General features: G+C 41.2%; 12 protein-coding genes. 9 read left to right on the top strand and 3 right to left on the bottom strand.

The window, feature by feature from the left end:
* The first annotated feature begins 225 nt into the window (after positions 1–225).
* From HUS26_RS12885 to HUS26_RS12845, 9 genes are all read left to right on the top strand, one after another.
* Positions 226–1,974: a solute:sodium symporter family transporter gene (locus HUS26_RS12885; protein WP_173917538.1), complete on the top strand. Its 1,749-nt coding sequence runs from the start codon at positions 226–228 to the stop codon at positions 1,972–1,974.
* 21 nt (positions 1,975–1,995) lie between these two features.
* On the top strand, positions 1,996–3,018 hold the full coding sequence (iolG, locus tag HUS26_RS12880) for an inositol 2-dehydrogenase (RefSeq protein ID WP_173917537.1): 1,023 nt from the start codon (positions 1,996–1,998) through the stop codon (positions 3,016–3,018).
* Positions 3,019–3,122: 104 nt separating this feature from the next.
* Positions 3,123–3,938, top strand: a complete 816-nt coding sequence (gene iolB, locus HUS26_RS12875; protein WP_173917536.1) for a 5-deoxy-glucuronate isomerase — start codon at positions 3,123–3,125, stop codon at positions 3,936–3,938.
* 65 nt (positions 3,939–4,003) lie between these two features.
* The gene (iolC, locus tag HUS26_RS12870) at positions 4,004–5,002 is read left to right on the top strand and encodes a 5-dehydro-2-deoxygluconokinase (RefSeq protein WP_173917535.1); all 999 of its coding nucleotides are present in this window, start codon (positions 4,004–4,006) and stop codon (positions 5,000–5,002) included.
* 30 nt (positions 5,003–5,032) lie between these two features.
* Positions 5,033–6,493, top strand: a complete 1,461-nt coding sequence (locus tag HUS26_RS12865; protein WP_173917534.1) for a CoA-acylating methylmalonate-semialdehyde dehydrogenase — start codon at positions 5,033–5,035, stop codon at positions 6,491–6,493.
* 64 nt (positions 6,494–6,557) lie between these two features.
* Positions 6,558–8,492: a 3D-(3,5/4)-trihydroxycyclohexane-1,2-dione acylhydrolase (decyclizing) gene (gene iolD / locus HUS26_RS12860; RefSeq protein ID WP_173917533.1), complete on the top strand. Its 1,935-nt coding sequence runs from the start codon at positions 6,558–6,560 to the stop codon at positions 8,490–8,492.
* 20 nt (positions 8,493–8,512) lie between these two features.
* Positions 8,513–9,406 carry a myo-inosose-2 dehydratase gene (iolE, locus tag HUS26_RS12855; protein WP_173917532.1) on the top strand — a complete coding sequence of 298 codons (894 nt, stop codon included), beginning with the start codon at positions 8,513–8,515 and terminating at the stop codon, positions 9,404–9,406.
* A 5-nt stretch (positions 9,407–9,411) separates the two neighbouring features.
* Entirely contained in the window at positions 9,412–10,455 is a 1,044-nt protein-coding gene (locus HUS26_RS12850) for a Gfo/Idh/MocA family oxidoreductase (RefSeq protein WP_173917531.1), read from the top strand.
* A 114-nt stretch (positions 10,456–10,569) separates the two neighbouring features.
* The gene (locus tag HUS26_RS12845; RefSeq protein ID WP_173917530.1) at positions 10,570–11,583 is read left to right on the top strand and encodes a LacI family DNA-binding transcriptional regulator; all 1,014 of its coding nucleotides are present in this window, start codon (positions 10,570–10,572) and stop codon (positions 11,581–11,583) included.
* A 24-nt stretch (positions 11,584–11,607) separates the two neighbouring features.
* Here the strand turns inward: HUS26_RS12845 and HUS26_RS12840 are convergent, their stop codons facing one another.
* From HUS26_RS12840 to HUS26_RS12830, 3 genes are all read right to left on the bottom strand, one after another.
* A complete protein-coding gene (locus HUS26_RS12840) occupies positions 11,608–11,769 on the bottom strand; it encodes a hypothetical protein (protein ID WP_173917529.1) in 162 nt (53 codons plus the stop codon).
* Between the two features lie 56 nt (positions 11,770–11,825).
* Positions 11,826–12,134, bottom strand: a complete 309-nt coding sequence (locus HUS26_RS12835) for a hypothetical protein (RefSeq protein ID WP_371809589.1) — start codon at positions 12,132–12,134, stop codon at positions 11,826–11,828.
* Between the two features lie 174 nt (positions 12,135–12,308).
* Positions 12,309–13,577: a YheC/YheD family protein gene (locus HUS26_RS12830; RefSeq protein ID WP_173917528.1), complete on the bottom strand. Its 1,269-nt coding sequence runs from the start codon at positions 13,575–13,577 to the stop codon at positions 12,309–12,311.
* Between the last annotated feature and the right edge of the window lie 33 nt (positions 13,578–13,610).

The raw sequence follows: 13,610 nt of genomic DNA, 5'->3' as shown, positions 1-13,610 counted from the left end.
GAGGAAAAACTAGTAAAACAAAAAATCAACTGTTATTAAGCTAAGTTACATGTCAGTTACTCATTTTCATAATGAAAGACAGCATGTTTTTATTTTATTCATTGGTTAAGCGCTTACCTTAAATGTTGAGTGACTTTAACCTTAGAAGTATATTTTTTTAAGAGTCTTTGTAAGCGTTTCCTTGATGAGTTTTTTACATAACTAATAATTGGAGGGAATTATTTTATGATCTGGGTAATCCTCGCTTCATTTCTGGCGTATACAATTTTTGTTGCATGGTTCTCCTGGTATAAAACGAGAGGAACGGATTTAACGAGCTCCGATGGATATTTTCTCGGGGGACGTAGTTTAACAGGGATTGTTATTGCTGGATCATTAATTTTAACGAACCTCTCAACAGAGCAGATGGTTGGGTTAAATGGCCAGGGCTTTGGTGAGTCTATGGTTGTTATGGCATGGGAGGTTACTTCTCCTATTGCATTAATCTTTATGGCTTTTGTCTTTTTGCCGCGTTACTTAAAAGCTGGGATTTCAACGATTCCTGACTTTTTAGAACAGCGCTATGATTTAAGAACGAGACAAATTGTGTCTGTCCTATTTTTATTAGGATATGCTGTTGCTTATTTGCCTACCGTTTTGTATTCCGGGGCGTTAGTGCTTGATAGTATTTTCTCATTATCTTCTATTAGTGGAACGAGTCCGGTAATGACGGTAACTCTTATTGCGGCCGCGATTGGGATTATTGGCTGCTGTTACGTTATATTTGGCGGACTTAAGGCCTGTGCGATGAGTGACACGATTAATGGGATCGGTTTGGTCATTGGTGGATTCATGATTCCTATTTTGGCCTTGGTTGCGCTTGGGGGAGGGAATATTGTCGATGGAGTAGACAAGCTGCTGCATGCGAACCCGGCTAAATTAAATGCAATTGGAGACCACCAATCTTCCGTACCGTGGACGATTCTTTTAACAGGGCTGCTTTTTAATAACCTTTTCTACTGGTGTACCAACCAGGCCATTATTCAGAGAACTCTTGGCGCGAAGAACCTTGCTGAAGGGCAAAAAGGTGTATTATATGCAGGCTTCTTTAAAATATTTGGTGCTTTTTTTCTAGTACTGCCTGGGATCATCGCTTATTTATTATATGGAGACAGAGTAAGCAATGCCGATATGGCTTATCCCACACTAGTTATTGATGTACTTCCACTAGCATTATCTGGTTTTCTGGCTGCCGTCTTATTTGGAGCGATCTTAAGCTCATTTAACGGTGCATTAAACAGTTCGATTACCCTGTTTACATTAGATATTTACCGTCCTATTTTTAAACCTAAAGCAAAAGAACGTGAGCTTGTAAAAGTTGGCCGTATTTTTGCTGTATGTCTTGCGGCAATAGCTGTAATCGTGGCACCGTTCATTATTTTTGCGCCGTCTGGCCTTTACTACTATCTGCAGGAAATGTTTGGTTTCTATAATGTGCCAATCATCGCAATGGTTGTCGTTGGTTTCTTTAGTAAACGGATCCCAGCCAGTGCACCGAAAATTATGATACTGGTTCACATCGTGTTCTACACATTATCTAAAGTGGTCTTAGGCCATATTAATTTCTTATACATTCTATCTGTGTTATTCCCGCTTAACATTTTAGTTATGACAATTGTCGGCCGATTAGCGCCAAGAGCTACAGCTTATGAACTTTATGATTCTAAAAAAGTGGATCTCACGCCATGGAAACATGCGAAAGCATTCTCTATTTTAACTTTAGCATTAATGATCGGCGTCTATGCGTTTTTCTCCCCAATAGGAGTAGCTGATGCATCGGCCAGTAACTATTCGCCAATGTCCCTAGTGTTTATGCTTGGAACCGCTGTTCTATTTATAGGAGTTTATTGGTTCTGGCGCCGCACCCATAAGAAACTAGAATCAGACGCTATGAATCGAGAACAAGCCAATGTGTTGAAAAGAGATACAGTGTAAGGAAGAGAGGAGATTTCTATTATGAGTAAAATTACTACAGGAATTATTGGGGCAGGTCGAATCGGCCAGCTGCATGCAGACAATATTTTAAATTCCAGCCGTTATCAATTGAAAGCGATTTCGGATATTCATACGGACCATTTAAAGGGGACGAGGTATGAAAAAGAGGTTCCCGTTATTACGACTAATGCACAAGAATTAATTCAAGATCCTGAAATAGATGCTCTATTTATTTGTTCTTCGACGGATACTCATGCTTGCTATATCAAAGATGCCGCTAGAGCCGGCAAGCACATCTTCTGTGAGAAGCCGATCAGCTTTGATATTGAGGAGACAAGAGAAGCTCTCAAGGTCGCCGAAGAAGCAGGCGTTAAGTTCCAGGTTGGGTTTAATCGTAGATTTGATAAACATTTCCGAAAGGTTTATGAGGCAGTCCAAGATGGAAAAATCGGGAGCCCTCATGTGGTGAAAATTAGTTCCAGGGATCCGGAAGCTCCCCCTGAAGAGTATATTAAGCGATCCGGAGGCATGTTTATGGACATGACGATCCATGATTTTGACATGGTACGTTATCTTTCAAAAAGTGAAGTAGCTCAAGTTTCTGTTAAAGCGGCCAACCTTTTGGATGAAAGGTTCAGCAAAAACGATGATATCGATACAGCCATAATTACCTTAACATTTGAAGATGGCTCACTAGCGGTGATCGATAACAGCCGGCAAGCCGTTTACGGGTATGATCAGCGAATTGAGGTATTTGGTGATAAAGGACTCGTGTCTGCTGAAAATGAATCTACTACAAATGTGCGAATTTCAACTAAAGACTCTATTGTACTGGATCACCCTAAGTATTTCTTTCTTGATCGTTATAAGGAGGCTTATATTGAAGAAATCCAGGATTTCGCAGCGAGTATTCTGGATGGAAAAGAGCTATGCTGCTGCGGAGAAGACGGATTAAAAGCAGAAATGCTGGCCTTGGCTGCACGTTTGTCCTGGAAGGAAAATCGTACAGTATCCATCGCAGAACTAGAAAGTGTCCGTGTGTAATTTAAATTTTCTAATAGAACACAATTGACTTTTTAATAAAATAATGTAGACTGATAGGCAAATAGGTTAAGCGCTTTCTTAATTATTGAACTAGGAGGAATAGAATGTCTCACCTTATCGTAAAACCGCATGAAAAGGACAAGGAAGGTAAAGTGATAAGTGTCTCTCCTGAGTCAGCCGGCTGGGAATATGTTGGTTTTGAAGTGTATTCTTTAAGTGAAGGAGAAAGCATTTATAAACAAACAGAGAATCAGGAAATCTGTCTTGTCTTATTGTCAGGACGTGCAGATGTTGCTACCAGTAAATCAAACTTTGAGGACATCGGGAAACGGATGACTGTTTTTGAAAAAATTCCTCCATATTCTGTTTATGTTCCCAACCAAGATGAATTTACTGTACAAGCATTAACGGACGTAGAAATAGCGGTTTGTCTGGCTCCTGGAAAAGGAAGTTATGAAGCCCGGTTAATTACTCCCGACGATGTAGGACAGGAAGACCGCGGGTCAGGGAAAATGTCCCGTAAGATTCATAACATTCTTCCTGAACAAAAAGAGGCCGACAGCCTGCTAGTCGTAGAAGTGTATACTCCGGATGGCAATACATCAAGTTATCCTCCACATAAGCATGACAAGAACAACTTACCAGAGGAGTCTTACCTGGAAGAAACATACTATCACAAAGTGAATCCTGACCAAGGTTTTGTATTTCAGCGGGTGTATAACGATGACCGTAGTTTAGATGAAACATTAAGCGTCGAAAACGAAAATGTCGTGCTTGTGCCCGAAGGATATCATCCTGTCTCTTGTGTACCAGGCTACGAATCGTATTACTTAAATGTGATGGCTGGCCCGATTCGAACATGGCAGTTTCATAATGATCCAGATCATGAATGGCTGTTTCAATCTCAAAATAAATCGTAAGAATATATTTTTTAACTGTAGGTTAAGCGCTTAACTGATGAGCGGATTAAAGGAGGTCAAGACTTATGTATAACCTGAATTTTAAACAGGATCGGCCAATTGACTTAACAGGGGTAGGCAGACTTTGTATTGATTTAAATGCTGACCAAATCAACCGCCCGATGGAAGAAACGTCTTCATTTACTAAATATGTCGGGGGATCACCTGCAAATATAGCGATAGGTATCTCACGTCTTGGGTTAAAAGCTGGGTTTATTGGAAAAGTAGCAGATGATCAAATGGGCCGGTTTATCGTAAATTACCTAGATAAAAATAAAATTGATTCTTCACAAGTTACTGTCGATAACACGGGGGCTGTTACGGGCCTTGCTTTTACAGAAATTAAAAGTCCAGAAGACTGCAGCATTCTTATGTACCGCGATAATGTCGCTGATTTAAAACTAGAGACAACGGAAGTTTCTGAGGATTATATCAAACAGTCGAAAGCTATATTAATCTCCGGTACGGCACTGGCCGCAAGTCCATCAAGAGAAGCCGTCTTTCTTGCTCTCGATTATGCAAGAAAGCATGAAGTGGTGGTTATTTTCGATATCGATTATCGTCCGTACAGCTGGAAATCAGCTAAAGAAACAGCCGTCTACTATAATCTTGTTGCTGAAAAGTGCGACGTTATTATTGGTACAAGAGAAGAGTTTGACATGATGGAACAGTTTGAAACGGATAAACAAAACGATCATCAGACAGCTCAAAAATGGTTCAGTCATCACGCAGAAATCGTAGTTATTAAGCATGGTTCACAAGGATCGATTGCTTATACGAAAGATGGACAATCTTACAAAGGCGGAATTTTCAAGACGAAGGTATTAAAAACCTTTGGAGCGGGTGACTCTTATGCTTCAGCCTTTATCTATGGCCTGATGAATAACTGGGAGCTTCCGAAAGCCATGGAATATGGAAGTGCGTCAGCTTCTATTGTTATATCCAAGCATAGCTGCTCAGAAGCCATGCCAACGACTGATGAAATTAATGATTTTTTAAATGAAAAGCAGATTCAGAAAGTATAAAAATCTTATAAATTACCAGGAGGTATTACAATGACTCAAACAGCAGTACAGACACTTAAGAACTATGTAGGCGGAAAATGGATCGAAGCCAATACCGAAAAAACTGAACCCGTTTATAATCCGGCAACTGGTGAGGTAATTGCACATACTCCGCTTACAACAGCAGACGATCTAGACCATGCGGTAAAAGTGGCTCATGGTGCTTATCTTTCCTGGAAAGAAGTACCTGTGCCAAAACGTGCAAGAATTTTATTTAAATATCAGCAGCTGCTAGTTGAGCACTGGGATGAGCTTGCCGAGCTGATTACTGTTGAGAACGGGAAGAACTTCAAAGAAGCATATGGTGAAGTTCAGCGCGGAATCGAATGTGTTGAGTTTGCGGCTGGAGCACCAACTTTAACGATGGGGTCACAACTTCCTTCGATTGCGTCTGGTCTTGAATCCGGTGTATATCGTTACCCGATCGGTGTTATTGGCGGAATTACTCCATTTAACTTCCCGATGATGGTTCCTTGCTGGATGTTCCCTATGGCTATAGCGACTGGAAACTCCTTTGTTCTTAAACCATCTGAGCGCACGCCTTTGCTTGCTAACCGCTTGGCAGAACTATTGGAAGAAGCAGGTCTGCCCGCAGGTGTATTCAACATCGTTCATGGCGCTCATGACGTCGTAAACGGGCTGCTTGATCATAAACAAGTCAAAGCCATTTCTTTTGTCGGTTCTCAGCCAGTCGCTGAATATGTGTACAAACGAGGTACAGAAAATCTAAAAAGAGTTCAAGCTCTAGCAGGAGCGAAGAACCACTCTATTATTTTAGAGGATGCCAACATTGAAAATGCTGCTAAGCAAGTGCTGAGTGCTGCTTTTGGGTCTGCGGGTGAACGCTGCATGGCTTGTTCCGTTGTAGCTGTAGAGGATTCTATCGCTGATGATTTCATTGAAGAACTTGTGAAACAGACGAATGAAATTGAAATTGGTAATGGCCTGGATGAAGGCGTGTTCCTTGGACCTGTTATCCGTGATCAGCATAAGCAGCGTACGCTTCAATATATTGAAACTGGAGAAAAAGAAGGAGCCCGCTTGATTCGCGACGGTCGTAATGATGAAGAGGTTCAGAAAGAAGGTTACTTTGTCGGGCCGACGATCTTCGATGAAGTTACAAGCGAAATGAAAATTTGGCAGGATGAAATCTTCGCACCTGTTCTATCTATTTCCAGAGTGAAAGACTTGGAAGAAGCGGTAGATCTGACGAATCAATCCCGTTTTGCCAACGGCGCCTGTATTTTTACAAATGACGGCGGAAGTGTCCGTCAATTCCGTGAAACGATTGATGCTGGAATGCTAGGTGTAAACATCGGTGTTCCTGCTCCAATGGCTTTCTTCCCATTCTCAGGCTGGAAAGATTCCTTTTACGGCGATCTGCATGCCAACGGCAAGGACGGTATCGAATTTTATACTAGAAAGAAAGTCCTCACCACTCGCTGGGTGTAATAGAAAATCATAAGCCGGATGGAACTCATTCTATCCGGCTTTTCCTAACAACTTTTATATTGGGGTGAACATAATGAAGTTAACGACTGCTCAAGCTTTAGTGAAATTTCTAAATCAGCAGTACATCGAAGTAGATGGTAAAGAAACAAAGTTATTTAAAGGGATTTTTACGATCTTTGGTCATGGAAACGTTATGGGACTCGGACAGGCACTTGAAGAAGACGCTGGTGATCTGGAAGTTTATCAAGGAAGAAATGAACAAGGAATGGCCCACGCGGCTACTGCGTTTGCCAAACAAAACAAGCATAAACAACTGATGGCCTGTACTTCTTCTGTAGGACCTGGTTCTGCCAACATGGTAACAGCAGCTGCTACAGCAACGGCTAACAATATTCCGTTATTACTCCTCCCTGGGGATACATTTGCCAGCAGGCAGCCCGATCCTGTACTTCAGCAAATTGAACAGCCTTATGATGCGAGCCTGACGACAAACGACGCGTTTCGTCCAGTTAGTAAGTATTGGGACCGGGTCAATCGCCCAGAACAGTTGATGTCTGCGATGTTAAATGCCATGCGTGTCCTGACTAATTCTGCAGAAACTGGAGCGGTCACGGTCTCACTGCCTCAGGATGTTCAAGGGGAAGCTTATGAATTCCCTGAATATTTCTTTCAAAAAAGAACGCATTGTCTCGAACGTCGCAGCCCTACTTCAAATGAACTAAGAACAGCGATAGAGCTGATTCAGCAGAAGAAAAAGCCTCTCATCATTAGTGGCGGAGGCGTGAAGTATTCAGAAGCAGAAAATGAACTTCGCCAGTTTGCTGAGCAATTCAATATTCCTTTTGCTGAAACCCAGGCAGGGAAGAGCGCTGTAGAGAGCACCCATCCGCTGAATGTCGGGGGTATCGGGGTGACTGGTACGTCGGCTGCTAACCGTCTGGCGAAAGAAGCTGACCTCATCATTGGAATTGGTACCCGATTTACCGATTTTACTACGGCTTCCAAGCAGCTTTTCCAGCATGAGGATGTTTCTTTTTTAACGATAAATGCCTCGGAATATCATGCCGGAAAGCTGGATGCTGTGAAAGTCGTGGCGGATGCTAAGAGATCTTTAATTGAGCTTGATCAGCTGTTAACAGACCAAAACTATCTAACTGGTTATAAGAACGAAATTGAAACGGCTAAAAAAGAGTGGAATAACGAATTAAATCGCCTTTATCAAACGGATTACAGATCTCCGGATTTCCAGCCTGAGATTTCTGGTCATTTAGATGAAAAGCTGCCCGAGTATGAAAAAGCGCTGAATACTTGCCTGACTCAAACGGCAGTAATTGGAGAAATTAACAAAGCAATCGATGAAGATGCCATTATTGTCGGCGCTTCTGGCAGTTTGCCGGGGGACTTGCAGCGCATGTGGGTCAGCCATAAACCGAACACTTACCATATGGAATACGGGTATTCGTGTATGGGGTATGAAATCTCTGGATCTTTAGGAGTGAAAATGGCTGCTCCTAATCAAGAAGTCTACAGCATGGTTGGAGACGGAAGCTATATGATGCTTCACTCTGAGTTAGTTACCAGTATCCAGGAAGGTCAGAAAATTAATGTGCTGCTTTTCGATAACTCCGGCTTTGGATGTATTAATAATCTGCAAATGGGAAATGGCATGGGAAGCTTTGGGACTGAATTTAGAAAGCGGGACAATGGGACTCGTCAATTAACAGGTGACATTATTCCTGTTAACTTCGCTCAGGGTGCAGCAGCGTATGGGGTGAAAACTTATTCTGTTCATTCTATAGATCAGCTGCAGGAAGCCTTAAAAGATGCTAAGGAACAATCTGTTTCTACCTTGATTGATATTAAGGTACTGCCGAAAACTATGACAGATGGCTATGACTCCTGGTGGAATGTAGGAGTAGCAGAAGTTTCTCAAAAAGAATCGGTCAACAATGCCTATGGCGATCGAAAAGAAAACCTCAAACTTGCCAGACAATATTAATAAGGAGGGGGGAAAGCTATATGTTTAAAGAAAATTTAGTAAAGCTAGGTATTGCTCCAATTGGGTGGACGAATGATGACTTACCTGAACTTGGAAAAGAAAATACTTTCGAACAGTGCATAAGTGAAATGGCGCTTGCCGGGTTTACAGGAACTGAAGTAGGCAACAAATATCCAAGAGATACACAAGAACTCCGAAAAGCACTCTCTCTGAGGAATATGGAGATTGCCAGTGCCTGGTTTAGCTCTTTTTTAACGACAGAGCCATTTGAAGAAACAAAAGCAGCTTTTATTCAGCATAGGGATTTCCTTTTTGAGATGGGAGCGAAAGTAATTGTAGTTTCAGAACAGGGGTACAGTATACAGAAACTTGCTGTGCCTTTGTTCGAAAAGAAACCTGTCTTTAATGAAAAACAGTGGGAAGACCTTGCCGGAGGATTAAATGAACTAGGACAGCTCGCTTTAGAAAAAGATATGAAGTTAGTCTTCCACCACCACATGGGCACTGGAGTTCAAACGACGGAAGAAGTCAATCGGTTAATGGAAATGACCGATCCGAATTTAGTTTTCCTTCTTTATGATACTGGACACCTTTATTTTTCCGGAGATGATCCATTGGAAGTTCTTCGTGAGCACTTCCATAGAATTAAACATGTCCATTTAAAAGATGTCCGTGATTCTGTAGCTGGAAGAGTGAAAGAAGAAAAACTCTCCTTTCTAGATGCAGTCAGAGAAGGTGTATTTACGGTTCCTGGTAATGGGGGTTTTGATTTTAGTCCAGTGTTTCAAAAGCTGTCTGAATCCGAATATCAAGGATGGATGCTAGTAGAAGCTGAACAAGATCCATCTAAAGCTAACCCACTAGAATACGCGCTCATTGCACGGAACTATATAAAAGAAACCGCAGGAGTGTGAGACAGTTGGAAAAAGTAAAAGTAGGAATTGTAGGATTGGGCCGTCTTGGCCGGCAGCATGCGGAGAATTTGGCGTATCGTATTCCTAATTGTGAATTGGCCGCTGTATGCAGTGTGATCGAAGCAGAAGTAAAGGAAGCGCAAGAAAAATGGAACGTTCCATATGGCTATTTAAAATATGAAGACATGCTTGATAACAAGGAACTTGATGCCATTTTCATTGCTTCTCCCTCTGGTTTTCATTGTCAGCAGATTAAGCAGGCTCTAGAAGCAGGCTTTCATGTATTTAGCGAAAAACCGCTTGGGTTATACTTAGAAGAAGCAGAAGAAGTTCAAGAAGTAGTGGAGGCTCACCCAAACCAAGTGTTTATGCTCGGGTTTATGCGCCGGTATGACCGCTCTTATGCCGCTGCCAAAGAAAAGATTGAACAAGGGCATATTGGTGAACCGATTTTCATTCGCTGCTATGGATTAGATCCTGCTGCCCAACTGGATAGTTTTTTACAATTTGCCAAATCCAATTATAGCGGAGGATTATTTCTCGACATGGCGATTCACGATTTGGACCTGGCTCGCTGGTATCTAAAAACAGAACCTAAAGAAGTCTGGGCAATTGGCGGCGGGTATGCCCGCTCTGAGTTTGATGAAATTCAAGATGCAGAAACCGGTGCTGCGATGGTTCGCTTTGAAAATAATGCCATGGGTGTGTTCCTGGCCGGCCGAAACTGTGCACATGGATACCATATTGAAACAGAGATCATCGGAACTAAAGGAAGTTTGAGAATTGGTACGGTCCCAGAACGAAACCAGATCGTTATAATGTCAGAAACAGGAGTGGTACAGGAATGCGTCGCTGGATTTTTAGAACGGTTTGAACAAGCTTACTTAAGTGAAGTAGAAGAGTTTGTGAACTGTATTTTAGAAAACAGGAGACCAAGTGTCACAGTTGAAGACGGTGTAGAATCCACCAGACTGGGGTATGCCTGCAAAAAATCTTTTGAAACAAAGCAGTTAGTGGACGTAACAAAAGATAAAGTGACGTTTCAATAATCAAAGCAGGTAGGCCACCCTACCTGCTTTTTGCTGAATGCGTTAATTGAAGAAGGTGACTGTTATTCTATATAATAGAAAGTAGTATTTGTCTAAAGAAATGAGGACGGGCTCATGAAAACAACTATTTATGATGTAGCGAAAGCGGCAGAAGTTTCTATTGCTACTGTATCAAAAGTAATTAACAACACAGGTAAGATGCGTGAGAGTACACGTCTTAAAGTATTAAAAACGATGAAAGAATTAAATTACAAGCCAAATGTTGTAGCTACAGCGTTAACAGGTAAAAGTACGAACACTCTTGGTCTTTTAGTTCCGGATATTTCCAACCCCTTCTTTTCAGAGATGGCAAGGACTATCGAAGATCGAGCGCATGAACAAGGGATGAGCGTAATCATGTGCAGTACGGACGAGAACCTTGAGAAAGAAAAGAAATACTTAGAACTTCTCCAAAGGAAGCAGGTTGACGGATTTATTGTGGCCTCTTCTTTTAAAGATAAAGAGCTGTTAAAAGAACTCATTCAAAATAAAATTCCTCTCGTCATGCTTACCGAAGATGATCCGGCTCTCGGAGTTACTACGGTTTCCGTCGATGATTATAAAGGCGGATTTGAGGCTGCTTCTTACCTGTTATCCAGTGGTCACAAGGATATAGCCATCATTGCGGAAAAAGTTCAAAGCAGCAGAATGAGAATTCATGGGTACCGTGATGCCCATGACGCAGCAGGTGTATCTTATTCGGAAGATCTTATACTTCGGACGACCGCTTCGATTGAAAACGGGAAAAGCTGCTTTGAGTCACTTTATGATAACGGCCGTGTACCTACAGCTATCTTTGCCTGTAATGACCTCATTGCGATCGGTGTCATACGCGGAGCAAAAGAAAAAGGACTCTATGTGCCTGAAGATCTGTCCGTCATAGGCTTTGATGATACGATCTTATCTACCACTACTGTGCCTGCTTTGACGACTGTGGCTCAGCCAATAGCAGAAATGGGGAAAAAAGTTGTGGATGTCATCGTTGAAGAAGTAAAGGGGCATAAAAAGCTGGGAGAACGAGTTTTGTTTACACCCAGGTTAATTGTTAGAGAAACCACAAGCTTGCTGGAGAACAAGGATCTTGCTTAAAAGGCTGCCCAAGAGCAGCCTTTTTTAACTTGGATCGTACTCATCATAAATTAATTTCGTAACCTTCGTTGATTCTCCGTTTCTGATTTCTTCCTCTGTGGCATCTTTTCCAAAGAGTTCGTCATCATTAGAAGTAGGAGCTTCTTTATATTCGGCTGCTTTCTGTTTTCTTTTATCATTTTCCATGTTATAAGCCTCCCCTTATGAATAAAAAGAGCAGGATCACCTGCTCTTTTTTAAAATTAGCGAACGTAGCGGTCGCGTCGCTGTTCAGATGGTTCTTCCGTAAGATCCGGCTCTTGTTCATCCATACGCTGGTTCTCGCGTCTTTGTTCAGACGGTTCTTCTGTTGGGTCTGGCTCCTGCTCATCCATATATGGACGGTCGCGCTCGTCAAGACCATTAGGATAATTATTATTGTCATAACGAGTAGGGTTATAATTTACATCAGCAGGACCTTCGTCAATTTCATTGTTGTCTAAATTACATGCTGTTAGAACTCCAGTAGAGATAGCAAGAGACATAGTTAAAATGATCAATTTCTTTTTCATGATTTTCCCTCCTTATCATTTCAAGATCGAACCATTTTTAATATGTACACTTTTTACTTTTTTACTCTTTCTTTGGAAATTTACAGTTTAGGGTAAGTAAAAAGATGGAAGAGAAGGATCAAAGAGCAAGCAAAAACAGGGATACCTTGGCATCCCTGTTTTTATACTTCTGGGTCATTTAGTGTAGCCGGCAAGTGATTTGGCATAATAAAGCGGCCCCGTTAAATGCTGGTCTACGAATGATAACTTTGGTTCTATACCAAAGATGACTTGGACTTCTAATACCCAAATATGGAGTTGTTGGTCCAGAATAATATCCACAGCAATATCACCTAAGTGAATACCGGTGTTTTCTATAGCTTCACAAATTTTTTTGCTTATTTGGAACATTTCTTTCTCTTTCTCTTTAGCAGCTGATTCAGTGAGTTTATATATTTGTTTTAAAGCTTTATTTCCAGGGGAAATCCTTTCTCGGTTTTTATAGTTTGTTATGATGCTGTCTTTTTTCGAAACCCTTGAAAAGAATCCGGGACTGAACCATTCGTGTGATTCATTTTTTTGAAGGTATATACGGAAATCCAGGTTTTGGCTGTTGAAGCGATAGGCCACTGATTGCTGAATGAGATAATTATTTAGATTCTCTATCTGCAATAGTTGGTTATATAACAGACGGAGACTTGTGAATTGTGTGCTGTGATTTTTATGGTCAATCAACAAAAAGCCTTTTTCCTGGATCCTGATCATCATTATCCCATGGCCGTCTGCTCTGTTTGTTTCTTTTAAATAGACCTCCTTACATTCCCTTAACATGGTTACTAAATTTTCCATGGAGAACCTTTCTGTACGGGGCATTACAGGATGCTCACTGCTTATTTTTTGGATAATCTTATACTGATCCCATTTATCGATGGTTTTAGAATTTATGATATGGTGATCCTTTTTTAATCTTAAACTATGATTTAAATGTTTATCTAAATTTCCATATCGATTAAACCAAACATCTGGATAAGGAAACATCCCTTCTGACCATGTGCTCTTTTGCCGGTTAAACCAATATCCTTTGATCGAACGTTTTTTTATATCTACATCCGCTTCCTCACAGACGAACACCAAACCTTTAATTTCATCATACTTATTTAATCTCCCTGTTTCCCAGGAGAAAAATCGATTGTAAGTGGATATGATACCAATGATTGGACCGATGGTTAACGTGTTTCCTGTTATTTTAAGCTCATAAGGGATATTTTCTGGAAGAGTGAAAGGGTAAGCAAAAGTTTTAGAAAGAGCAACTGAATCAGTGGGAAGGGTCTTCAATTGCCGAATGGAACAAGTCTTCTTACACTCTCCAAAATGAACTTCCACCTTCGTCATTAAAAACTTTGAGCTTAAGTTCCTGGCTATGTATAAAGTGTGATCATCCCCATCAATCCTTTGCAGATTCATGTCTTCACCTTCCTTCTAAGAAGTTTTAGAGAC

Origin of the sequence: Halobacillus sp. Marseille-Q1614, assembly GCF_902809865.1 — a bacterium.
Lineage (GTDB): Bacteria > Bacillota > Bacilli > Bacillales > Halobacillaceae > Halobacillus_A.
Note: the sequence above shows the minus strand (reverse complement) of the source record. Positions and strands in the feature narration are given on the sequence as shown.